Origin of the sequence: Mycobacterium sp. Aquia_216 (genome assembly GCF_026723865.1) — a bacterium.
Classification (GTDB): domain Bacteria; phylum Actinomycetota; class Actinomycetes; order Mycobacteriales; family Mycobacteriaceae; genus Mycobacterium.
Window position 1 is genome coordinate 2,886,136 of sequence record NZ_CP113529.1, and the last position, 23,546, is coordinate 2,909,681.

General features: G+C 66.7%; 20 protein-coding genes and 1 pseudogene. 12 read left to right on the top strand and 9 right to left on the bottom strand.

The window, feature by feature from the left end; translation table 11 throughout:
* Positions 1 to 87: 87 nt before the first annotated feature.
* On the top strand, positions 88 to 3,246 hold the full coding sequence (gene ileS, locus OK015_RS13470) for an isoleucine--tRNA ligase (RefSeq protein WP_442791250.1): 3,159 nt from the start codon (positions 88 to 90) through the stop codon (positions 3,244 to 3,246).
* A gap of 87 nt (positions 3,247 to 3,333) precedes the next feature.
* Here ileS and OK015_RS13475 read toward each other — a convergent pair whose 3' ends face one another.
* A complete protein-coding gene (locus tag OK015_RS13475) occupies positions 3,334 to 4,140 on the bottom strand; it encodes a class I SAM-dependent methyltransferase (RefSeq protein ID WP_268132148.1) in 807 nt (268 codons plus the stop codon).
* A gap of 326 nt (positions 4,141 to 4,466) precedes the next feature.
* A complete protein-coding gene (locus tag OK015_RS13480; protein WP_268132150.1) occupies positions 4,467 to 5,504 on the bottom strand; it encodes a hypothetical protein in 1,038 nt (345 codons plus the stop codon).
* 133 nt (positions 5,505 to 5,637) lie between these two features.
* Between OK015_RS13480 and OK015_RS13485 the strand changes: the two genes are divergently transcribed.
* Entirely contained in the window at positions 5,638 to 6,588 is a 951-nt protein-coding gene (locus OK015_RS13485; protein WP_268132151.1) for a dTDP-glucose 4,6-dehydratase, read from the top strand.
* Positions 6,589 to 6,658: 70 nt separating this feature from the next.
* On the opposite strand, the gene OK015_RS13490 is transcribed toward OK015_RS13485, so the two are convergent.
* On the bottom strand, positions 6,659 to 7,225 hold the full coding sequence (locus tag OK015_RS13490; protein WP_268132154.1) for a class I SAM-dependent methyltransferase: 567 nt from the start codon (positions 7,223 to 7,225) through the stop codon (positions 6,659 to 6,661).
* A gap of 40 nt (positions 7,226 to 7,265) precedes the next feature.
* On the opposite strand from OK015_RS13490, the gene OK015_RS13495 reads away from it, so the two are divergent.
* Positions 7,266 to 8,666, top strand: coding sequence for a DNA polymerase IV (locus tag OK015_RS13495; RefSeq protein WP_442791251.1), 1,401 nt, complete (start codon positions 7,266 to 7,268; stop codon positions 8,664 to 8,666).
* Here the strand turns inward: OK015_RS13495 and OK015_RS13500 are convergent.
* Positions 8,631 to 9,557, bottom strand: coding sequence for an asparaginase (locus OK015_RS13500; protein WP_268132156.1), 927 nt, complete (start codon positions 9,555 to 9,557; stop codon positions 8,631 to 8,633). The genes OK015_RS13495 and OK015_RS13500 overlap by 36 nt on opposite strands.
* Positions 9,558 to 9,632: 75 nt before the next feature.
* On the opposite strand from OK015_RS13500, the gene lspA reads away from it, so the two are divergent.
* Together lspA and OK015_RS13510 are read left to right on the top strand one after the other, a co-directional pair.
* Entirely contained in the window at positions 9,633 to 10,265 is a 633-nt protein-coding gene (gene lspA, locus OK015_RS13505; RefSeq protein ID WP_268132158.1) for a signal peptidase II, read from the top strand.
* A complete protein-coding gene (locus tag OK015_RS13510; RefSeq protein WP_268132160.1) occupies positions 10,262 to 11,188 on the top strand; it encodes an RluA family pseudouridine synthase in 927 nt (308 codons plus the stop codon). The genes lspA and OK015_RS13510 overlap by 4 nt, the downstream gene beginning before the upstream one ends.
* On the opposite strand, the gene OK015_RS13515 is transcribed toward OK015_RS13510, so the two are convergent.
* The 3 genes from OK015_RS13515 to OK015_RS13525 all read right to left on the bottom strand — a co-directional run bounded on the left by OK015_RS13515 (position 11,189) and on the right by OK015_RS13525 (position 13,119).
* Complete coding sequence (locus OK015_RS13515) at positions 11,189 to 11,947, bottom strand: class I SAM-dependent methyltransferase (RefSeq protein ID WP_268132162.1); 759 nt, start codon at positions 11,945 to 11,947, stop codon at positions 11,189 to 11,191.
* 49 nt (positions 11,948 to 11,996) lie between these two features.
* On the bottom strand, positions 11,997 to 12,629 hold the full coding sequence (locus OK015_RS13520; protein ID WP_268132164.1) for a lysozyme inhibitor LprI family protein: 633 nt from the start codon (positions 12,627 to 12,629) through the stop codon (positions 11,997 to 11,999).
* A gap of 79 nt (positions 12,630 to 12,708) precedes the next feature.
* The gene (locus tag OK015_RS13525) at positions 12,709 to 13,119 is read right to left on the bottom strand and encodes a group I truncated hemoglobin (protein ID WP_268132167.1); all 411 of its coding nucleotides are present in this window, start codon (positions 13,117 to 13,119) and stop codon (positions 12,709 to 12,711) included.
* A gap of 223 nt (positions 13,120 to 13,342) precedes the next feature.
* Between OK015_RS13525 and OK015_RS13530 the strand changes: the two genes are divergently transcribed.
* The 4 genes and pseudogenes from OK015_RS13530 (at position 13,343) to dnaE (ending at position 19,081) form a co-directional block, all read left to right on the top strand.
* Entirely contained in the window at positions 13,343 to 14,359 is a 1,017-nt protein-coding gene (locus OK015_RS13530; RefSeq protein ID WP_268132168.1) for an SDR family NAD(P)-dependent oxidoreductase, read from the top strand.
* Positions 14,360 to 14,363: 4 nt separating this feature from the next.
* Positions 14,364 to 15,167: an SDR family NAD(P)-dependent oxidoreductase gene (locus OK015_RS13535; RefSeq protein ID WP_268132170.1), complete on the top strand. Its 804-nt coding sequence runs from the start codon at positions 14,364 to 14,366 to the stop codon at positions 15,165 to 15,167.
* 83 nt (positions 15,168 to 15,250) lie between these two features.
* Positions 15,251 to 15,448, top strand: a pseudogene (locus OK015_RS13540) (SRPBCC family protein); the annotation flags it as partial.
* A gap of 66 nt (positions 15,449 to 15,514) precedes the next feature.
* A complete protein-coding gene (gene dnaE, locus OK015_RS13545; protein ID WP_268132172.1) occupies positions 15,515 to 19,081 on the top strand; it encodes a DNA polymerase III subunit alpha in 3,567 nt (1,188 codons plus the stop codon).
* A gap of 85 nt (positions 19,082 to 19,166) precedes the next feature.
* On the opposite strand, the gene OK015_RS13550 is transcribed toward dnaE, so the two are convergent.
* A complete protein-coding gene (locus tag OK015_RS13550) occupies positions 19,167 to 19,610 on the bottom strand; it encodes a PPOX class F420-dependent oxidoreductase (RefSeq protein WP_268132174.1) in 444 nt (147 codons plus the stop codon).
* A 59-nt stretch (positions 19,611 to 19,669) separates the two neighbouring features.
* On the opposite strand from OK015_RS13550, the gene OK015_RS13555 reads away from it, so the two are divergent.
* Positions 19,670 to 20,074, top strand: a complete 405-nt coding sequence (locus OK015_RS13555) for a helix-turn-helix domain-containing protein (RefSeq protein ID WP_268132176.1) — start codon at positions 19,670 to 19,672, stop codon at positions 20,072 to 20,074.
* Here the strand turns inward: OK015_RS13555 and OK015_RS13560 are convergent.
* On the bottom strand, positions 20,071 to 20,916 hold the full coding sequence (locus tag OK015_RS13560) for a class I SAM-dependent methyltransferase (protein ID WP_268132178.1): 846 nt from the start codon (positions 20,914 to 20,916) through the stop codon (positions 20,071 to 20,073). The genes OK015_RS13555 and OK015_RS13560 overlap by 4 nt on opposite strands.
* A 270-nt stretch (positions 20,917 to 21,186) precedes the next feature.
* On the opposite strand from OK015_RS13560, the gene OK015_RS13565 reads away from it, so the two are divergent.
* A complete protein-coding gene (locus OK015_RS13565) occupies positions 21,187 to 23,019 on the top strand; it encodes a lysophospholipid acyltransferase (protein ID WP_268132180.1) in 1,833 nt (610 codons plus the stop codon).
* 79 nt (positions 23,020 to 23,098) lie between these two features.
* Positions 23,099 to 23,536, top strand: coding sequence for a nitroreductase family deazaflavin-dependent oxidoreductase (locus OK015_RS13570; protein ID WP_268132182.1), 438 nt, complete (start codon positions 23,099 to 23,101; stop codon positions 23,534 to 23,536).
* Positions 23,537 to 23,546: the final 10 nt, after the last annotated feature.

Below are 23,546 nucleotides of genomic sequence, written 5' to 3' on the forward strand. Positions count from 1 at the left end.
GTGAGCGCGGCAAGCGGGGTGGTACCGCGGTGCTCGCGCAGGTAGCGCGACTTCGTCCCCGGCCTGACCGTAGGCACGCAGGAGACGATGCGCACCGTGACCGAAAACGCTGACGCCAGGGCTTATCCGAAGCTGGCCGGGGGAGCACCCGACTTCCCGGCGCTGGAACTCGAGGTCCTCGACTACTGGGCCGACGACGACACCTTCCGGGCCAGCATCGCCCAGCGCGACGGCGCCGAAGAGTACGTGTTCTACGATGGGCCGCCCTTCGCCAACGGGCTCCCGCACTATGGGCATCTGCTGACCGGCTACGTGAAAGACATTGTGCCGCGGTACCGCACAATGCGCGGTTATCGGGTGGACCGCCGGTTCGGCTGGGACACCCACGGCCTGCCCGCCGAACTCGAAGTCGAACGGCAACTGGGCATCACCGACAAGTCTCAGATCGACGACATGGGCATCGCCGCGTTCAACGAAGCCTGCCGGGAATCGGTGTTGCGCTACACCAACGAATGGCAGGCCTATGTCACCCGCCAGGCCCGCTGGGTCGACTTCGACAACGACTACAAGACACTCGATCTCCCCTACATGGAGTCGGTCATCTGGGCGTTCAAGCAGTTGTGGGACAAGGGCCTGGCCTACGAGGGCTACCGGGTGTTGCCGTACTGCTGGCGCGACGAAACCCCGTTGTCCAACCACGAATTGCGGATGGACGACGACGTCTACCAGAGCCGCCAGGACCCGGCGGTCACGGTGGGTTTCAAGGTTGCGGGCGGCGAGCTGGACGGTGCCTACCTGCTGGTGTGGACGACCACGCCGTGGACGCTGCCGTCCAACCTGGCCGTTGCCGTCAACCCGGACGTGACCTACGCACAGGTGAAAGTGGGGGACCGGCGGTTCGTGCTCGCCGAGGCGCGGCTGGCCGCCTATGCCCGCGAATTGGGCGAAGAACCCGAAATACTCGGCAGCTACTCGGGCACTGACCTGCTGGGCACCCGCTATCTGCCGCCGTTCCCATATTTCATGGACACCGACAGGGCGTTTGTAGTGCTGCCTGGCGATTTCGTGACCACCGACGACGGCACGGGGATCGTGCACATGGCGCCCGCCTACGGCGAGGACGACATGGCGACCACCGACAAGGTGGGCATCGTGCCGGTCACCCCGGTCGATTCCAAGGGCCGCTTCGACGTCACCGTCCCCGATTACCGCGGGCAGCACGTCTTCGACGCCAACGCGCAGATCATCCGCGACCTGAAGAACCAGAGCGGGCCGGTGTCGGTCAACCAGCCGGTATTGGTCCGCCACGAAACCTACGAGCACCCCTACCCGCACTGCTGGCGATGCCGCAATCCGCTGATCTACCGGGCGGTTTCGTCGTGGTTCGTCACGGTTACCGAATTCCGGGATCGCATGGTGGAACTGAACCAGCAGATCACCTGGTACCCCGAGCACGTCAAGGACGGCCAGTTCGGCAAGTGGTTGCAGGGCGCCCGCGACTGGTCGATCTCGCGAAACCGCTACTGGGGCACCCCGATTCCGGTATGGAAATCCGACGACCCGGCCTACCCGCGCATCGACGTCTATGGCAGCCTTGACGAGCTGGAGCGCGACTTCGGGGTGCGGCCCACCAATTTGCACCGGCCCTACATCGACGAGCTCACCCGGCCCAACCCGGACGATCCAACCGGCCGTAGCACGATGCGGCGCATCCCCGATGTGCTCGACGTGTGGTTCGACTCGGGTTCGATGCCGTACGCCCAGGTGCACTTCCCGTTCGAGAACGCGGATTGGTTCGCGGGCGGGGCGGCGGGACAAGGTGGGCACTATCCGGGTGATTTCATCGTGGAGTACATCGGGCAGACCCGAGGCTGGTTCTACACGCTGCACGTGCTGGCCACCGCGCTGTTCGACCGTCCTGCATTCAAAACTTGTGTGGCACACGGGATCGTGCTCGGATCAGACGGCCAGAAGATGAGCAAGTCGCTGCGCAACTACCCGGATGTCAGCGAGGTGTTCGACCGCGACGGCTCGGATGCGATGCGGTGGTTCCTGATGGCCTCGCCGATCCTGCGCGGTGGCAACCTGATCGTCACCGAGCAGGGCATCCGCGACGGGGTGCGGCAGGTTCTGCTGCCGCTGTGGAACGCCTACAGCTTCCTTTCGCTGTACGCACCGAAAGTCGGTGCCTGGCGCACCGATTCGACACACGTGCTGGATCGCTACATTCTGGCCAAACTCGCCGTGCTGCGCGACGAGCTCACCGGGTCGCTGGAGGTGTGCGACATCTCCGGGGCCTGCGAGCAGCTACGCCAGTTCACCGAGGCGCTGACGAATTGGTATGTGCGACGGTCACGTTCGCGGTTCTGGGAAGAAGACAGCGACGCCATCGACACCCTGCACACCGTGCTGGAGGTCACTTCTCGGCTGGCCGCGCCGCTGCTCCCGTTGATCACCGAAATCATCTGGCGCGGCCTCACCGGTGAGCGGTCGGTGCACCTGACCGACTGGCCGCACGCCGACGAGCTGCCCGCGGACCCCGACTTGGTTGCCGCGATGGATCAGGTTCGCGAGGTGTGCTCGGCCGCTTCGTCGCTGCGCAAGGCGAAGAAGCTGCGGGTGCGGCTGCCGTTGTCGAAATTGACTGTGGCAGTGGAAGACCCGCAACGGCTGCAGCCGTTTACCGATCTGATCGCCGACGAGCTCAACGTCAAGAGCGTGGAGCTGACCGACGCGATTGACACCTACGGACGCTTTGAGCTGACCGTCAACGCCCGCGTCGCCGGGCCACGCCTGGGCAAGGGCGTGCAAGCCGCGATCAAGGCGGTCAAGGCCGGCGACGGCGTCGTCAACCCGGACGGCACTCTGACCGCCGGTCCCGCGGTGCTGCAACCCGAGGAGTACAGCTCGCGGCTGGTGGCCGCCGATCCCGAGTTCACCGCGGCGCTGCCCGGGGGAGCCGGTTTGGTGGTCCTGGACGGCACGGTGACTCCGGAGCTGGAGGCCGAGGGTTGGGCCAAAGACCGGATCCGCGAGCTGCAGGAGTTACGGAAGAAGACCGGGCTGGATGTCTCCGATCGCATCCGCGTGGTCATGTCGGTGCCGGCCGAACGATTTGACTGGGCGCAGACGCATCGCGACCTGATCGCGGGGGAGATACTCGCCACTAGCTTCGAGTTCGGCGAACCGGCACCGGAGGCCGTCGCCATCGGCGACGGCGTCCGCGTGAGTATCGCCAAACTCTGACCGCGAAACTGTCTTCCACGACGCATTCTCGAGAAGACCCGTCGGCAGTTGCAGTCTCGCGGATGGGTGGTTAGCGCGCGGGCGACATCAGGCTAGGGTCGCGGCGGCCGCCAGGGTGACGTAGTCCATGGTGAAGGCGCCGCCGAGCGAGTCGACGACGGCTCCCACGGCTTCCCGCACGGCCGCGACCTCGTCCGGCCCGAGCAGGGTGAGCTGGCCGGTGGTGGCCAGATGGTCCAGCCATTCGTCGCGCGTGTACCGCCGCTGCCATTCGAACCGCCACTGCTCGGGTTCGGCGAAGCCGCCGGCACTACGGACGCCCTCCACGGCCCGGTTGAGATTCGCCTCTTGCAGTGCGGTGCCGGGCGTCTGAAGTGGTGCGTCGGGCGCCACGCGCTGCAGGACCTCATCGAAGACCCGGCCCACCTCGCCGGGCGGGTCGAAAACATGCCAGTAAAGCGCCAACAGTCCGTGTGGCCGCAGCACCTGTGCGGCCTTGGCGGCACCCAGTACGGGGTCCACCCAGTGCCAGGCCTGCCCGGCGACGACCGCGTCGAAAGTCCGGCCGCTCGGGTCCCAGGTTTCGAAGTTGCCGATCTCGACCTCGATGCCGCTCCGACGGGCAACCTCGGCCATCCGGGCGTCCGGGTCGACGCCGAGCACCGTGACACCGGCCGCCGTGTACTGCCGCGCTCCGATTCCGGTGCCGCAGCCGACGTCCAGAAATTCGGTGCCGGGGCTCGCGGCGATCACGCGCTGTATCAAAGCGTCGGGATACCTGGGCCTGGCCCGGTCGTAGCGATCGGCGTCCACTCCGAAGGACTCCGCGACCTCACGGAGCAGGTGCGGCTGGCGGTCGGACGATGGCGAGGGTTCAGTCGACACAGTGGGCATATCACCGTTGTACCCCTTGACACTGTGCCGGCAGTGCCGCCGTTGCGGATCCCGTCACGAAAGCCCGCTGGCCGCAAGCGATCCGGCAGCTTGTGCGACAAAAATCGTGTTGTATATATCACGAAAAGGGGTAGCGTCCGGTACCTGAGATCACTCGGCGGAGGCATTGTTGCGGATTCTGGGCGTGTTCCGTGTTCACAACGGCGAGGATGTTCGGCCCCGGGTCCGGTGCGGTATCTGGCGAACATGGTGCTGCAGCCGTGGCCTCCGGCGGGGCGTCCGCGACCGGTGTCGGGAACCCTTTCCGCCGTCGTCGCCGTGCACGATCACCGGGTGAGCTGTTCCACCAGGCCGCGGGCGGACCGAATCGCCGAGCGGACCTCCTGCAGCACCTTGGCGTGATGCTGCTCGTCTTTTGCGCCGAGCCTGTTGTAGCGGTCGACGCCGAAACTTGCTGACTCCACCCGTATCCCGAATGGCAGCGCCAACGACCGCAGCGCCTCGAAGTGCAGGTAGCGGCCCACGGGTTGGCCGGTCACAATCAGGCATGACGAGCCGCGCATGCCCACCGTCTGCGCGGCGAAGGTGTAGGTGTCCGCGGAGTTCGCCCGGCGCTTGTCCGGGTCCGGCGACGGCGTCTCGAGCAGCGTGATCGGCACGCCGAGTTCGTTGCTGTCCGGTGCGAAGCGCCATACCGTCTCGTCGCCCTGGGGCTGACCGACCCGCTCGCGCGTGTGCTCCACCAGTTCGCGGGTGTCGAGCCCGAACGCGTCGGCTGCGCCCGCGGTCATCAGCTCGAATTCGGTGCGCGCCCCCGGGGCGCACGCGTCGATCGCGTCCTGCTCGGAGTCGAGCACTGGCCGGGACGCGGCGGCCAGCACCACGTGGCCGATCCGCCGACCGGTGGCCATCTCGCGTGCGTAGTGGGCTCGAAGCCGGTTGGTGTATCGGGCGCCACCGATCACCAGGATGTGGTCGAAATCGGTTCGCTCGGGCCGGGTTTCGTTCGTAAGGCCCAATGCGGCGACGGCCGCGTCGATCCTGTCCAGCTGCGCGGCGGGCAGGGTCGACCGGGGAATCAGCCACCTGGCCGCCCCCGCGGCGTCCTGACTGCTGAGCCGTTCCGCGGCGGTTGCGCGGGCCCGGCCCCGGTAGTCCCACGCGTCGCTGAATTCGTCCAGGAACGCCAATCGGTCACGCAGGCTCAGTCCCGGCGGGACGGCGCCGCCGAAGACACCGACCAGCTCCGCCAGCGCGGGGTGAGCGGACCACGACGCGACTTGCTCCTCGAGTTCAGAAGCGTCGACAGCGGCATGCGACGAACACACGTGATGTTCCTTGTTTCGTGAAACCTGAGCGCTCATTGGGCCATTCACAACGTACCGCCAATTCGCGGCGACCATCGTTCACTTCACTGATTTAGCGTTAGCGACAATATTCGGCCGGTGCAGTGGCTAGGATGCGGCACAGGACCCACATAACGGGGAGCGGCGTGCGGTGAGAATTCTGGTAACTGGCGGGGCGGGCTTCCAGGGCAGTCATCTGTCGGAGGCCCTGCTCACCATGGGACACCACGTGACCGTCCTCAACACGTTGTCCGTTGCCGCCAAACGGAACCTGCGTATTTTCGAGTCGAACGAATTGGCGGACATCGTGTTCGGCTCGGTCACCGATTGGGAATTGATCAGCAAGACGGCGCGTGACCACGACGTCATTTTCCATCTCGCGGCGAACGTCAACGTGGACAAATCACTCGACGACCCGAAAAGCTTTCTCGAGACCAATGTGATGGGCACCTACCACGTTCTTGAGGCCGCGCGTGAACACGGGTCGCGGGTCATCTTCGCGTCGACCTGTGAGGTGTATGGGGACGGCCACAGCCTCGGCCCGGATGCGCTGCTGGACGAAACGGCCGAACTGAGACCGAACAGTCCGTACGCCTCGTCGAAGGCAGCCGCCGATCGGCTCTGTTACTCCTATTTCCGCTCGTACGGCGTGGATGTCACGATGGTTCGTCCCTTCAACATCTTCGGCGAGCGACAGAAAAGCGGCGCCTTCGGTGCCCTGATTCCGATCCTGGTGCGCCGCGCCATCGCGGGGCAGGATCTCACCGTCTTCGGGGACGGCACCGCGACACGGGACTACCTGCATGTCAGCGATGCGGTAGCGGCATACCGGCTGGTGTTGCAGACCCCCGACCTGCAGGGTCGCGCCATCAACTTCGCCAGCGGCACGAACACCCGCGTGCGCGACATCGCCGAATACATCGCCACGAGATTCGGCACCCGGGTGGTCAACGGTCCCGCGCGACCGGGAGAAGTGAGTCGATTCCCGGCCAGCATCGCCGTCGCGCAAAGCATCGGCTTTGCACCGATCGTCGACATCTGGGCAGGGATCGACCGCTACATCGAGTGGGCCAAAGAGCAGCCGCAACAACTCACCGGCTAGGCCCGCGCCGAGCGTAACGCCGCAGCGAAATCTGGATGAGTTTTCGCTGCGGCGTTACGCTCGCGGACAATTAAGACTTGACCGCACGCCAGCGCAGCCTGCCGTCGCGGACCTCGACCTCGACATCGCTAAATCCCGCTGCGCGCAAGCGATCCGGCAGGGTGTCGGGCGACACCGTGTTGCAGGTGTCGCGGAAATGCAGAATGCGGAAGCGCAGCGACGTCACGCTGTCGCTGCCAGCGAAAACGCCACCGGGGCGAAGCACCCGGAAAGCCTCGGCGAACAACCGGTCCTGCAGTTCGACGGTTGGGACGTGATGCAGCATCGTGAACGACACCACCGAGCTGAACTCGTCGGCCGGTAATCCGGTCTTGGTGGCGTCGCCGTTGATGATTCGCGCCCGGTCACCGTACAGCCGCTGTAGTCGCTGCGCCATCGGGGTATCGATCTCGACCGAGGTGAGTTTCGGCGTCTTGTCGACCAGCACCTTCAGGATCGCGCCGTAACCCGGCCCGATTTCCAGCGTGTTGTCGCCCAGGTCTACATCGGCCAGCGCCCAGGGCAGCAGATCGTCCTGGACTGCTTTAGCCCACTTATCGGAGCTGCAGATCCGTCGGTGCGCGAGGTTCATGGCCATGTGGAAAACGTTAGCCCAGTTGCGCAATAGCATTTATCGGGTGGAGTCGCGCTGGGTGCTGCACCTGGACATGGACGCGTTCTTCGCCTCCGTGGAGCAGCTGACCCGGCCCACCCTGCGTGGTCGGCCGGTGCTGGTCGGCGGGTTGGGCGGCCGGGGGGTGGTGGCCGGCGCGAGCTACGAGGCGCGGGTGTACGGGGCACGGTCGGCCATGCCCATGCATCAGGCCCGCCGAATGATCGGTGTTACCGCGGTGGTGCTGCCGCCGCGCGGGGTGGTCTACGGGATCGCCAGCCGGCGGGTGTTCGACGCGGTGCGGTCTCTGGTGCCGATCGTCGAGCAGCTGTCCTTCGACGAGGCGTTCGGGGAGCCGCCGCAGCTTGCCGGGGCGTCGGCGGGCGACGTCGAGAAGTTCTGCGAGGGACTGCGGCGACGGGTGCGCGACGAGACCGGATTGATCGCCTCGGTGGGTGCGGGCTCGGGCAAACAGATCGCCAAGATCGCCTCCGGGCTGGCCAAACCCGACGGCATTCGGGTGGTCGGGCGCCCGCAGGAACGGTCGCTGCTCGACGGGTTGGCGGTGCGGCGGCTGTGGGGAATCGGCCCGGTCGCCGAGGATAAGCTGAACCGGCTGGGCATCGAGACGGTCGGGCAGCTGGCCGCGTTGACCGACGCCGAGGTGGCCAACATCCTGGGCGCGACGGTCGGGCCGGCGCTACACCGGCTGGCCCGCGGCATCGACGATCGCCCCGTCGCCGAGCGCGCCGAAGCCAAGCAGATCAGCGCCGAATCCACCTTCGCCGTCGACCTGACCAGCCTGGAGCAGCTCCACGAGGCGATCGAGCCGATCGCCGAGCATGCGCATCAACGCCTGCTGCGCGACGGCCGTGGCGCGCGCACTGTCACGGTGAAGTTGAAGAAATCCGACATGAGCACGCTGACCCGCTCGGCGACATTGCCCTACGCGACAACCGAGGCCGGCGCGCTGGTCGCAGTGGCCCGGCGACTGCTGCTCGACCCGCGCGAGATCGGGCCCATTCGTCTACTCGGCGTGGGGTTTTCGGGGCTGAGCGACGTGCGCCAGGGGTCGCTGTTTCCCGACCTGGAACTCTCACCGCCGGAATCGGAGGCACAACACTCCTTCGAAACGGCGACCGAGGCCATGTTCGCGCCGGCCCCGGAAGCCGCGCCGTGGCGGGTGGGCGATGACGTCGAGCACCGAGAGCTCGGGCACGGCTGGGTGCAGGGCGCAGGCCATGGCGTGGTCACCGTGCGGTTCGAAACGCGAAGCAGCGGACCGGGTCAGGCCCGGACGTTCCCCGCCGGCACCGCCGACCTCGTCGGTGCCAATCCGATCGATTCCCTGGACTGGCAGGACTACCTGGGCGCGCTGCGTAGCCAGGAGTCAGCCCCAGCGGGCGATGACGTCGCCGACCGGTAACTGCGCGGCCAGCGCGGCGATCAGGAGCACCCGGGCCTGCGGCGGCCGCAACCGCGGCACCATCACGGCGCCGGCTTCGACCAAGTCGTGACCGGGCCCGTAGCCCGCGCTGACCCGGCCGCCCGGCACCCGCGTGGACACCGCGACGACGACCCCGTCGCGGCAGTGGCGGCGCACCCCGTCGACGACCGCGACCCCGGCATTGCCCGAGCCCAGCGCCTCCAGCACGACGGCACGCGCTCCGGCGGCGACGCACGCGTCCAGCGCCACCGCGTCACTGCCCAGGTATGCCGCGACGATATCGACCCTCGGCGCGTCGGCGGCTCGCAGCTCACCGAGGTAAGGCCGGGTCTTAGCGCCGGTCAGCGCCACGCCGCCTGGTGTTGTGCCGACCAACTCACCGACGAAGCCACTCAGATCCTGGGTGGCTCTCTTGTGCAGGCCCAGCGGCTGCAACACCCGGCCGGCGAACGACACCAGTACGCCGAGGCCACGCGCGGCCGGGCTGGCCGCCACCGCCACCGCGTCGCGCAGATTGACCGGGCCGTCCGCATCGGGCGCGTCGGCGCTGCGCATGGCGCCGGTCAGGACGACCGGGGAGTTACCGGAGTAGGTGAGGTCGAACCACAGCGCGCTCTCCTCCATGGTGTCGGTGCCATGAGCGACGACCACGCCCTCGGCGCCGCCGGCGACCGCGGCGCGCACGGCGGCGCTGATTCGATCCCAATCGGCCGTCGTCAGCTCCGAGCTGTCCACCGCCATCAGGTCGACGACGTCGACATCGAGGCCCGAGGTGAGGTCGGTTCCGCTGCGGCTGGGACGGCGCACGCCGTCGGGGCCGGTGCTGGTCGATATCGTGCCGCCGGTGGCGATAACGGTGATTCGACCCATGGGCGAATCATTGCGCACGCGCCGGGGCGGCGAGGCAGCACCCGGCCATGCCGGGCGCTAGGGGATGATGGGGAGGTGCCCGAAGAACCAACAGGATCGGCTGAACCGGTGACGTCAGCGGGGGAGGCTGGAACGTCCGGGGAAGTGGCAGAACCCGAAGCCCCCGCACCACAGTCACCCCCGAGGCGGCTGCGGCTGCTGGTGTCGGTGGCGGCCGTCGTGCTGGCGCTCGACATCGTGACCAAGGTGCTCGCCGTCAGACTGCTGCCCCCCGGGCAGCCCGTGTCGATCATCGGCGACACGGTGACCTGGACGTTGGTACGTAATTCCGGGGCCGCGTTCTCGATGGCGACCGGCTACACCTGGATGTTGACGCTGATCGCCACCGGTGTGGTGATCGGGATCTTCTGGATGGGCCGGCGGCTGGTATCGCCCTGGTGGGCGGTGGGTCTCGGCATGATCCTCGGCGGCGCGACGGGCAACCTGGTCGATCGCTTCTTCCGCGCGCCCGGGCCGCTTCGCGGCCACGTCGTGGACTTTTTGTCGGTGGGCTGGTGGCCGGTGTTCAACGTCGCCGATCCGTCGGTGGTCGGCGGCGCGATCCTGCTCGTCGTGCTCTCGGTTTTCGGCTTCGATTTCGATGCGGTAGGACGGCGCAAAGCCGGCGGGAACTCCGAGGGCCGGGGCAACGCCGACGAATCCAAATGACCAGTCGCTCGATGCCCGTTCCGGAGGGATTGGCGGGCATGCGTGTCGATGCCGGGCTGTCACGCCTGCTCGGCCTGTCCCGCAGCGCCGTGGCGGCCATCGCCGAGGATGGCGGCGTCGAACTCGACGGTGTGCAGGCGGGGAAGTCCGACCGCCTGACATCCGGCGCCTGGCTGGAGGTGCGGTTGCCCGAGGCGCCGGCACCGTTGGAGAACACCCCGGTCGACATCGAGGGCATGAGGATCCTGTACTCCGACGACGACATCGTGGTGGTCGACAAGCCGGCGGCGGTGGCGGCGCACGCCTCGGTGGGCTGGAGCGGGCCCACGGTGCTCGGCGGCCTGGCCGCCGCGGGTTACCGGATCAGCACGTCGGGTGTGCACGAGCGGCAGGGCATCGTGCATCGCCTCGACGTGGGCACCTCCGGGGTGATGGTGGTCGCGCTCTCCGAGCGCGCATACACCCTGCTCAAGCGGGCGTTCAAACAGCGCACCGTCGACAAGCGTTATCACGCTCTGGTGCAAGGACATCCGGATCCGTCGAGCGGGACGATCGACGCGCCGATCGGGCGGCACCGCGGCGGGGAGTGGAAGTTCGCCGTCACCCAGAACGGCCGGCACAGCCTCACTCACTACGACACCGTGGAAGCGTTCGTCGCCGCCAGCCTGCTCGACGTGCACCTGGAAACCGGTCGCACCCACCAGATTCGGGTGCATTTCGCCGCACTGCACCATCCGTGTTGTGGGGACCTGGTCTACGGGGCCGACCCGAAGCTCGCGAAAAGACTTGGGCTGGAACGTCAATGGCTGCACGCAAGGTCGCTGGCATTCGCCCATCCGGCCGACGGGCGGTGGGTGGAATTCGTCAGCCCGTATCCGGGTGACCTGCAGCACGCGCTGGGCGTGTTGCGCGACGACGGCTGATCAGCCGGGCTTGCGGGCTTCGACGAGAACCCGCGTGGCGTGCGCGACGAAACGCCCCTCGGCCTCGATGCGGTGATGAAGTTCCCACAGCCGATCGAGGTAGCGCTCGACGGTGAAGTCCGGTACCGACCAGATCACCTTGCGCAGGAAGTACACCACCGCGCCGACGTCGAAGTACTCCTGCCGCAATCGCTCCATCCGCATGTCGACGATCTGCAGCCCGGCGGCCTGCGCCGCGGCTCGCTCGGTGTCGGGATGGCGGCGGGCCCAAGCCTCCGGCTGCGGTCCGATGAAGTGTTCTACCAACTCGGACACGGTGCCGGGCCCGACGTGTTGGGCCAGGTAGGTGCCGTCCGGGCGCAGCACCCGAGCGATCTCGGGCCACACCACGGAGTTGGGATGCCGGCTGGTGACCAGGTCGAAGGCGTCGGCGGCGAACGGCAACAGCGACTCGGCGGGAGTCTCCACGATCACCACGCCCAGCGGATGCAACCGCTTGGTCGCCAGTGCGGCGTTGGGCGGCCAGGACTCGGTGGCCACCATCGTCGGCGGGAAGGGCGCCGCTCCGGCCAGCACCTCGCCGCCGCCGGTTTGAATTTCCAGCGCGGCCGACACGGTCGCGAAAGTGCGGCTGATCAGTCGTTGGTAGCCCCACGACGGTCGTTCCTCGGTCGCGCGCCCGTCCAGCCACGAGAAATCCCAGCCGTCGACGGACACCGAATTGGCTTCTGCGACCAGATCTTCGAATGTGCGGCCCATGCTAGGCATTGTCGTCAACGACGGGCCGGTGTGCTCGGGCTCGACGGGATCACGCCGTGGTGCAGACGAATTTGGTGCCGTTGAAATCGAGTTTGACCTCGCCCTGATGTTCCCAATACTCAGAGCCCTGCCGTCCGTACCTCGCGCCGCTGCCGGACGGCAGGACGAACAGGATCTGCTGGGTGCCTTTCCAGTTGAGCACCGCGGTCGGCGGGGCGAACTGGTTGTAGAACTGAGCGGTCAGCGGGCCGGATTCGGCGGGGCAGTGGTAGGTGACGACGGGTGGGGCCGCGGTGGCCGGGTCGGCGATGGCCAACTGCACCAGCCGAGTCTGATAGGCCTCCAGCACGCAGGTGTGGACATCGGCATTGTGGGCACAGTCATCGCGGGCCGTCGCGAAGCCGGTCTGCGCGGCCGTCACGGCGGATTGATCCGCGCCGGGGCGGGCCAGTGCCTGGCGATAGGCATCCTGCAGCTGGCGTTCGAGGTCGAACAGATGCGAGTCGGTGCAGATCAGCTGCTGCGCGGAATTCGCCGGTTTGGTGCAGTCGACCGCCGCCGGCACCGGCGCGACCGGAGAGCTGGATGGGGTAGTCGACGGCGAGCTGGGGGCTGATTGGTTGGGTGGCGAGCTGCAGGCGCTCAAAATCATGACCACGACGGTGACAGCGATCAGCCTCATACGTGCTGACTACCGGCTGTGCCCCGGTGACCGCGAGCGACACGCCCGGGCGCCGTCAAATTCTTAGGCGCTGCGCGGCTCAGACGGTGGCGGTGCTGGCTTCACCCGACGCGATATCCGGGGCCAGCGGCGCGACGACGCCGAGAATCTCCGTCACCGTCGCCGGCGAAACCCCGGCCGCGGCCAGTGCCTCGGCCAAATGCGTGGCCACCAGGCTGAAGTGGTGCATGGTGATGCCGCGCCCCTGGTGCACCTGCTTCATCGGGGCGCCGCTGTAGACCTGCGGCGCGCCGAGAGCGGCCGCGAAGAACTCCACCTGTTTGCCCTTGAGGCGGTTCATGTTCGTTCCGGTGAAGAATCCGGACAGTTGATCGTCGGCGAGCACCCGCACGTAGAAGTCTTCGACGACGACTTCGAGCGCCTCGTGCCCGCCGATCCGGTCGTAGATGGTTGTCGGCGGGGGTTTGTGGAATGTTGCCAGGAGTTTCATGTAACCAGGGGAGCACTCGGGCGTTGCTCGTCAGTTAGTCGGCGATCACGCTCGGATTGCCCGAGGTAACAAGCGGATTGCCGACGGGTGATCGCATCTTCGGCTGCTGGGTGAGACGGTTCGCCCGGTCCAGATGGTGGCCATCGATTCGTCGCCGGCGCGTAATGCCCTAGGTTAGCTGTATGACCCACGTCACATCTGCCACCGACAGGAGCGACAACCGATGAACCTTGGCGACTTAACGAACTTGGTGGAAAAGCCATTTGCGATGGTCTCCAACATCATCAATACCCCCAACTCGGCCGGCCGATATCGGCCGTTCTATCTGAGGAATCTGCTCGATGCGGTGCAGGGCCACAGCCTCAGCGAGGCCGTCGAAGGCAAGACCGTTCTGATCACCGGCGGATCGTCGGGAATCGGGGAGGCCGCCGCGAAAAAAATCGCGGAAGCCGGCGGCGAGGTGGTGCTGGTGGCCCGCACGCCGGAAAACCTCGAGAAGGTCGCCGACGAGATCCGCAGCGACGGCGGCGTCGCCCACGTCTACCCATGCGACCTCACGGACATGGACGCGATCGCCGCAATGGCCGACAAGGTGCTCACCGAGCTTGGCGGCGTCGACATCCTGATCAACAACGCGGGTCGGTCCATCCGGCGCTCGTTGGAACTGTCCTACGACCGGATTCACGACTACCAGCGGACCATGCAACTGAACTACCTGGGTGCGGTCCAGCTCATCCTGAAGTTCATCCCCGGAATGCGTGAGCGTGGTTTCGGCCAGATCATCAACGTCTCTTCCGTCGGCGTGCAGACCCGCGCCCCGCGTTTCGGCGCCTACATCGCCAGCAAGGCCGCGCTGGACAGTCTCTGCGACGCGCTGCAGGCCGAAGTGGTCAACGATGACGTCAAATTCACCACTGTGCACATGGCGCTGGTGCGGACCCCGATGATCAGCCCGACCAAGATGTACGACAAATTCCCCGCGCTGACCCCGGATCAGGCGGCCGGGGTGGTCACCGACGCGATCGTGCACCGCCCGCGGCGGGCCAGCTCACCGTTCGGGCAATTCGCCGCCGTCGCCGATGCCGTCAACCCGGCGGTGATGGATCGCGTGCGCAACCGGGCGTTCGGCATGTTCGAGGACTCCCACGCTGCGAAGGGCGGCGAATCCTCAAGCAGCACATCGGAATTCGATCGGCGAAGCGAGACGTTCGTGCAAGCGACTCGCGGAATCCATTGGTGACGCGATGAGCCTTCCGAAATCCGGTAATCAGACGACCGTTGTCATCACCGGTGCCTCCTCGGGCATCGGCGCCGAACTGGCCCGTGGCCTGGCGCGGCGCGGCTTCCCGCTGTTGCTGGTGGCGCGGCGACGCGAACGCCTCGACGAGATCGCCGATCGCGTGGGAGAGGAGCACTCGGTCGCGGTCGAGGTCATGCCACTGGACCTCAGCGACATCAAGGCGCGCGGGAAATTGGCCGACCGGCTGCGCGCCGAACCGATTGCCGGCTTGTGCAACAGCGCCGGATTCGGCACCAGCGGGGTCTTTTACGAGTTGCCGGTCGAACGCGAGAGTGAAGAGGTCACCCTCAATGCCCTCGTGTTGATGGAACTGACCCACGCGGCGCTGCCCGGAATGGTCGAGCGCGGCGCCGGAGCGGTGATGAACATCGCGTCGATCGCCGCGTTTCAGCCGCTTCCCTACATGGCGGTGTATTCGGCGACCAAGGCGTTCGTGCAGACATTCTCCGAAGCCGTGCACGAGGAGTTGCACGGGACGGGGGTGTCGGTGACGTCGCTGTGCCCGGGCCCGGTGCCCACCGAGTGGGCCGAGATCGCCAATGCCAACCGGTTCAGCGTGCCCGCCGCGCAGGTGTCGCCGGCCGACGTAGCCGAAGCCGCCATCGGGGCGATGGTGGCCGGCAAGCGCACCGTCGTCCCCGGCGTCGTGCCCAAGGTCGTCAGCAGCGGGGGGCGGTTCGCGCCCCGCAGCCTGCTGCTGCCCGCAATCCGCATCGGCAACCGATTCCGCGGTGGGCCCAGCAACTGACCACGCCCGGGGCCAACGAGTGCGCGTCCTTGGCGCCCTGCGCGCACAATCGCCGCCCCGAGCGCACACCCAAAGCCCTGGTGATGTCGGGCGCGGGCAAGGGCGGAGCCAAATACGGCGTCACCCTGACCGTGCTGCCCACCGGCGACGGATCGACCCTTGGTTTGCGGCTTGAGCTGGGCGGTCGGGCGTTGTTCGGGCCGGTCGGATCGGCGGCGGCGCGCGCCGTCAACGGCGACGTAGAGAAGTCGCTGCAGAACTTCGTCGAGCTGTACGGATAAACCGCCAAGACACACTTCGCGACACGCCGAGGAAGCGTCGGTGGTCGGTCATAGACTGGCGTCCCTATGACCGGTTCGTCACCTCCTCCCGCGAGCGCTCGGCGCGAGTCGTCGTTCGTGCACCTGCATAACCACACCGAGTATTCGATGCTCGATGGTGCCGCGAAGATCACGCCAATGCTCGCGGAGGTGCAGCGGCTGGAGATGCCCGCGGTCGGGATGACCGACCACGGAAACATGTTCGGCGCCAGCGAGTTCTACAACGCGGCGACCAAGGTCGGGATCAAGCCGATCATCGGCGTCGAGGCCTACATCGCACCGGCCTCGCGCTTCGACACCAAGCGAATCCTGTGGGGTGACCCGGGGCAGAAGTCCGACGACGTCTCGGGCAGTGGCTCCTACACGCACATGACGATGGTGGCCGAAAACGCCACCGGGCTGCGCAACCTGTTCAAGCTGTCCTCGTTCGCGTCCTTCGAAGGCCAGCTCGGCAAGTGGTCGCGGATGGACGCCGAGCTCATCGCGGAAAACTCGGCCGGCATCATCGCCACCACCGGCTGCCCGTCGGGTGAGGTGCAGACACGCCTTCGGCTGGGCCATGACCGCGAGGCACTGGAGTCGGCCGCCAAGTGGCGCGAGATCTTCGGTGCCGACAACTACTTCCTGGAGCTGATGGACCACGGGCTGTCCATCGAACAGCGGGTCCGCGAGGGCTTGCTCGAGATCGGCCGCAAGCTCGGCATCCCGCCGCTGGCTACCAACGACTGCCACTACGTCACCCGCGACCACTCGCACAACCACGAGGCGCTGTTGTGTGTGCAGACCGGCAAGACACTGTCGGACCCGACCCGGTTCAAGTTCGACGGGGACGGCTACTACCTGAAGTCGGCCGCCGAGATGCGCCGCATCTGGGACGACGAGGTGCCCGGCGCCTGCGACTCCACGCTGCTGATCGCCGAGCGTGTGCAGCCGTACGACGAGGTCTGGGCGCCACGCGACCGGATGCCCGTCTTCCCGGTGCCCGAAGGACACGACCAGGCGACCTGGCTGCACCACGAGGTGATGGCGGGACTGCAGCGGCGCTTCCCGTCCGGTGTCGCCCAGGACTACATCGACCGGGCCGAATTCGAGATCAAGGTCATCTGCGACAAGGGTTTTCCGGCGTATTTCCTGATCGTCGCCGACCTGATCAACTACGCGCGCTCGGTCGACATCCGGGTCGGGCCGGGCCGTGGGTCGGCGGCGGGTTCGCTGGTGGCGTACGCAATGGGCATCACCAACATCGATCCCATCCCGCATGGTCTGCTTTTCGAGCGCTTCCTCAACCCGGAGCGCCCGTCCGCACCCGATATCGATATCGACTTCGACGACCGTCGTCGCGGCGAGATGGTGCGCTACGCCGCCGATAAGTGGGGCCACGACCGGGTCGCCCAAGTCATCACCTTCGGCACCATTAAAACCAAAGCCGCGCTGAAGGATTCGGCCCGCATCCACTACGGGCAGCCCGGCTTCGCGATCGCCGACCGGATCACCAAGGCGCTGCCGCCGGCCATCATGGCCAAGGACATTCCGCTGTCCGGCATCACCGACCCGGCCCACGAGCGGTACAAGGAAGCCGCGGAGGTGCGCGGCCTGATCGAAACCGATCCGGATGTGCGCACCATCTACCAGACGGCGCGCGGCCTGGAGGGCCTGATCCGCAACGCCGGCGTGCACGCGTGCGCGGTGATCATGAGCAGCGAGCCGCTGACCGAGGCCATCCCGCTGTGGAAACGTCCGCAGGATGGGGCGATCATCACCGGTTGGGATTACCCGTCGTGCGAGGCCATCGGCCTGCTGAAGATGGACTTCCTGGGTCTGCGCAACCTGACGATCATCGGCGACGCGCTGGAGAACATCAAGGCCAACAGGGGAATTGACCTCGACCTCGAGTCGGTGCCCCTCGACGACAAGGCCACCTACGAGCTGCTGGGTCGCGGCGACACGCTGGGTGTGTTCCAGCTCGACGGCGGGCCGATGCGCGACCTGCTGCGCCGGATGCAGCCCACCGAGTTCAACGACATCGTCGCCGTGCTGGCGTTGTACCGGCCGGGACCGATGGGGATGAACGCTCACAACGACTACGCCGATCGCAAGAACGGCCGCCAGGCCGTCAAGCCGATCCACCCGGAGCTCGAGGAACCGCTGCGCGAGATCCTGGCCGAGACCCACGGCCTGATCGTCTACCAAGAGCAGATCATGTTCATCGCCCAGAAGGTCGCCTCCTACACGATGGGCAAGGCCGACGCGCTGCGCAAGGCCATGGGCAAAAAGAAGCTTGAGGTGCTCGAGGCGGAGTACAAGGGCTTCCAGGAAGGCATGACCGCCAACGGCTTCTCCGAAAAAGCGGTGAAAGCGTTGTGGGACACCATTCTTCCGTTCGCCGGGTACGCATTCAACAAGTCGCACGCCGCCGGTTACGGCCTGGTCTCCTACTGGACCGCCTACCTGAAGGCGAACTACCCGGCCGAGTACATGGCCGGTCTGTTGACGTCGGTGGGCGACGACAAGGACAAGGCCGCGGTCTACCTGGCCGACTGCCGCAAGCTGGGCATCACGGTGCTGCCGCCGGACGTCAACGAGTCGCTGGTCAACTTCGCCTCGGTCGGAAAAGACATCCGCTTCGGCCTGGGCGCGGTGCGCAATGTGGGCGCCAACGTGGTGGGCTCGCTGATCAAAACCCGCAGCGAGAAAAGCAAATTCACCGACTTCTCGGACTACCTGAACAAGATCGACGTCTCGGCGTGCAACAAGAAGGTCACCGAATCGCTGATCAAGGCGGGCGCGTTCGACTCGCTGGGGCACGCCCGCAAGGGTCTGTTCCTGGTGCACACCGACGCCGTCGACTCGGTGCTGGGCACCAAGAAGGCCGAGGCGATGGGCCAGTACGACCTGTTCGGCGGCGGTGATGCCGGCGCGGACGCCGTGTTCACCATCCGGGTGCCCGAGGACGAATGGGAAGACAAACACAAGCTCGCCCTGGAGCGGGAAATGCTGGGGCTCTACGTGTCCGGGCATCCCCTCAACGGGGTAGCGCATCTGCTGTCCGCTCAGGTCGACACGCAGATCCCGGCGATACTGGACGGCGACGTCGCCAACGAGACCCAGGTGCGGGTGGGCGGCATCCTCGCCTCAGTGAACCGACGCGTCAACAAGAACGGAATGCCTTGGGCATCAGCCCAATTGGAAGACCTGACCGGTGGTATCGAGGTGATGTTCTTCCCGCACGCGTACTCCGCCTACGGTGCGGACATCGCCGACGATGCGGTGGTGCTGATCAACGCGAAGGTGGCGATCCGCGACGACCGGATCTCGTTGATCGCCAATGAGCTTGTGGTGCCGGACTTTTCCAATGCTCAGCCCAACCGGCCGATTGCGGTCAGCCTGCCCACCCGGCAGTGCACCATCGACAAGGTGAGCGCGCTCAAGCAGGTACTGGCGCGGCATCCGGGAACCTCGCAGGTGCATCTGCGACTGATCAGCGGCGACCGCATCACCACGCTGGAGCTCGATCAGTCGCTGCGGGTGACACCGTCTCCGGCGCTGATGGGCGACTTGAAGGAGCTACTGGGCCCGGGCTGCCTGGGCAGCTAGGCGTTCGTCGCTTGTCTTGCCGAGTGCGCGGCCAGCTTCACACTTGTGCCCGAACGTGCGGCTGGCTTCACATTCGGTCGGGGGCCTAAAGCTGCACGTGGACGATGACGCTGTCGGCCCAGACCCCGCGTTCGCGCGCCCGGCGCAGCTTCTCCCGGACGCCCAGATCCCGGTGAACGTTGGTCACGCCGGGCAGTTTGATCAGCGGGACGATGTTCCACTGCCAGCCGTATCGCCGGTGCAGGATCCGATTGGCCCGCTCCGCGTCGGCGCCGGAGAGCAGGGTGGCGCGTCCCGCCACCGTCGCCGCGCCCCGGCGCACCCGGCCGCGGTGGTCGCACGCGCGCAGCTCGATGTCGGGGCGGGCCGCGAGCCGCTTGGTCTTGGGGCCGACCTTGGTCCGGAAGACCAATCCGTCGCCGTCTATCGCGAACCAGATCGGGGTGTCCCGGGGTGTGCCGTCGCGCCGAAACGAACGGAGCAGGGCGTAGCGAGCGTCGCTGAGCTCACCGAGTGCGCTGTTGTGCATGATCATAGTCAACGACTTAGAGTTGACTCTAAGTCAAGTGCCGAATCCTGGGAGGCCCGATGGCGACCGCGGGAACCACCCGCTCGCGCACGACGCTCACGATCGGAGAGGTCGCCCGCCAGGCCGGGGTGGCCGCGACCACGCTGCGCTACTACGAGCAGATCGGGCTTTTGCCGTCGCCCGCGCGCCAAGGCGGCCGGCGCCGCTACGACGACTCGATCCTGGCGCGGCTGGAGGTCATCCGGCTGTGCAAGTCAGCCGGCTTCGCGCTGGAAGAAATCCAGCTGCTGTTCGCCGACGATGCACCGGGGCGCCCCGCCAGCCGCGCGCTCGCCGAGGCCAAGCTCGCCGAGATCGATGACCAGATGGCGTCGCTGGCCCGGGCGCGGGCAGTGATCGAGTGGGGGATGAGCTGCACCTGCCCGTCGATCGACGCCTGCACGTGCGGCGTCCACCCGGCCTAGAACTGGTAGCGCAGGATTCGTGCTTTGCGGGCGGATACCTCGAACATCCCGGAAACCTTGGTAGCGAACCGAATCCAGCCCGGAAACAGCTCGACCTCGGGAGCGTGTGCCAGGCTGGCCTCTTCGACCAACTTCAACCGCGGATTCCATTGTTCGGGCACTCGCGGGTCTTCGAACCCCGGATAACCCCATTGCGCGCCGACGCTGCTGAACATCCGTTGCGGGGCCAGTTTCACCGCGAGCCGGCTGAACCAGCCGATGCGGCCGTAGTCGTTGAAGGCCAACTCCCCGGAGGTGAAGTACGTGGTGACGCGCCGAAAGGCGGCGATCAGCACCGGCTCGGACAGGAACGCGAACAGCCCGTCGGCGATCACCATGACGGGCCGATCCGCGGGGATGGTGTTGGGCCAGCTCTGGTCGGCCACCGATGCGGTCAACACGTGGGCTCGCTCGCTGGTCGGCATCAGCTGGTTGCGCAGCGCACTGACCCCCGGCAGGTCGACGCTGTACCAGTCGACGCTGTCGGGCGGGCACACCCGAAACGGGCCCGAGTCCAGGCCGGCGCCGAGATCGACGACGACGGCGTCCGGATGCTCGGAGGTGAATGCCCTTACCCTTTCGTCGAGCATCTTGGCGCGCAGCGCCGTCTGGCAGACCACGCTCGCGGGGATGCCGAGTCCCGCGAAGTCGAAGTCGATCTTGTCGACGATGTCGGCGGCGAGGGTGTCTCCGAGAATGGGCTGCGGCCATTGGCTGTCCAGCGCGCGGGCGTATTGGGTCAGCAACGCGGTCTGTTCGAGCGGCGTGAGGTCGTGCGCGCCAGCACGGGGTTTGGACCGCATGATCCGAAAGTACTCGGCGTCCGCGGATCGGGCAGTTCGGACTGATGCGCGAAATCGCGAATTGTGTTCCGTGCCGCCCGACGACGGACGTACGCTCACCGAGGGGATGTGGACAACGCGCAGCTGGTGAGAAGCCGGTCCCGGCACCCGGCGACACCCTAAGGAGAACGACATGACCAGAACCAAATCCGCCGCTGCAACGGTGCGCGCGGCGTGACCGGGGGGCGTCTCGCGACAGCGCGTGAACTCGGCCGCGTTGGAGCGCGAAAGATGTTGCAGCGCGGCGGAATTATCGATGAATCGGAGACGCCGCTATCAACTGACCCGGCTGCCGTCGCCCAATTGCTCGGCGCATCATGGTACGACGAGAAACTGGCCAAGCTGGCCGACGAGCTGGGCCGCGACCACGGCGACGTGCGCGCCGAGGCGGCGGGGTACCTGCGCGAGATGGCGGCCTCGCTGGACCAGCGGGCGGTGCAGGGGTGGCGCGGATTCAGCCGCTGGCTGATGCGGGCCTACGACGTGCTGGTCGACGAGGACCAGATCACGCAGCTGCGCAAACTGGATCGCAACGCGACGTTGGCCTTTGCCTTTTCGCACCGGTCGTACTTGGACGGCATGCTGCTGCCGGAAATGATCGTGGCCAACCGGCTTTCGGCGGCCTTTACGTTCGGCGGGGCCAACCTGAATTTCTTCCCGATGGGTGGCTTCGCCAAGCGCACCGGAACGATTTTCATCCGGCGGCAGACCAAAGACATTCCCGTCTACCGATTCGTACTGCGCGCGTACACCGCGCAGCTGGTGCAGGACCACACCAACCTCACCTGGTCGATCGAAGGGGGCCGGACCCGGACCGGCAAGCTACGGCCCCCAGTGTTCGGGATTCTGCGCTACCTCACCGACGCCGTCGACGAAATCGACGGTCCCGAAGTGTATTTGGTACCGACCTCGATCGTGTACGACCAGCTGCACGAGGTGGAGGCGATGACCACCGAAGCCTACGGGGCGAAGAAGCGGCCCGAAGACCTGCGCTTCCTGGTCGGATTGGCCCGCCAGCAAGGCAAGCGGCTTGGTCGCGCCTACCTGGACTTCGGCGAGCCGCTGCCGCTGCGTAAACGCCTCGAGGAAATGCGCGGCGACGAAGTGGGAACCGGCACCGAAATCGAACGCATCGCTCTGGACGTCGAACACCGGATCAACCGCGCCACACCGGTCACCCCCACCGCGGTGGTGAGCCTGGCGTTGCTGGGCGCGGACCGGTCGTTGTCGATCAGCGAGGTGCTGGCCACCGTGCGACCGTTGGCCAGCTACATGACGGCACGCAACTGGGCGGTCGCCGGGGCCGCGGACCTGAACAACCGCTCCACGATTCGGTGGACGTTGCACCAGCTCGTCGCCTCCGGGGTGGTCAGCGTGTATGAGGCCGGGACCGAACCGGTCTGGGGGATCGGCGAGGACCAGCACCTGGTCGCGGCGTTCTACCGCAATACCGCGATCCACATCTTGGTCGATCGCGCGATCGCCGAAACGGCGTTGCTGGCCGCGGCGGAAAATGCCGAGAACTCCGCGGACGGCATGGTGTCGCCGGTGACGGTGCGCGACGAGGCGCTGAGCTTGCGTGAGTTGCTCAAGTTCGAGTTCTTGTTCTCCGGCCGAGCCCAGTTCGAGAAGGAGCTTGCCGACGAGGTGCACCTGATTGGGCCGGTGGACACCAGCAAGGCCGCCGCGGCCGCCGACGTACGCGGGCTCCTGGAATCGGCCGATCTCCTGTTGGCGCATTTGGTGCTGCGACCGTTCCTCGACGCGTACCACATCGTGGCCGACCGACTGGCCGCCCTCGAGGACGAGTCACTCGACGAAAATGCGTTCCTGGCCGAGTGCCTGGAGTTGGGCAAGCAGTGGGAGCTGCAGCGCACCATCGCCAGCGCCGAGTCGAGGTCGATGGAGCTCTTCAAGACCGCGCTGCGGTTGGCGCGTCATCGCGAACTGGTCGACGGTGCCGACCGGGAGCACATCGCCAAGCGCCGCCAGGAGTTCGCCGACGAGATCGCGACGGCGACCAGACGCGTCAATGCGATCGCCGAACTCGCCAGATCGCGCTGATCCGCACCCCCCAATCTCGGAAGGTCGGGGCCGCGGCTGGCCACGCCGCCGGGGCTGAATCGGGCCTAAAGTGGTGAGCATGCCGCTTACAGGTGACTATGCGCCCAGCTCCTCGGATTGGGCTCGTGAGCAAGCCGACAAGTACATCGAATCCGGCGGAACCGAAGGTACGGATCTGCAGGGAATACCCGTGATCCTGCTGACCACGGTCGGAGCCAAGACCGGCAAGCTTCGCAAGACTCCGTTGATGCGCGTCGAGCACAACGGCGAGTACGCCGTCGTCGCCTCGCTCGGCGGGGCGCCGAAAAACCCGGTCTGGTATTACAACATCGCCAAGAACCCACGCGTCGAGTTGCAGGACGGCACCGTCACCCGCGACTACGACGCCCGAGAGGTGTTCGGCGACGAGAAGGCGGTTTGGTGGGAGCGCGCCGTCGCGGCCTTTCCGCCCTACGCCGAATACCAGACGAAGACCGAACGCCAGATTCCGGTGTTCGTGTTGACGCCGGTGGGCTGAGCCGATTAGG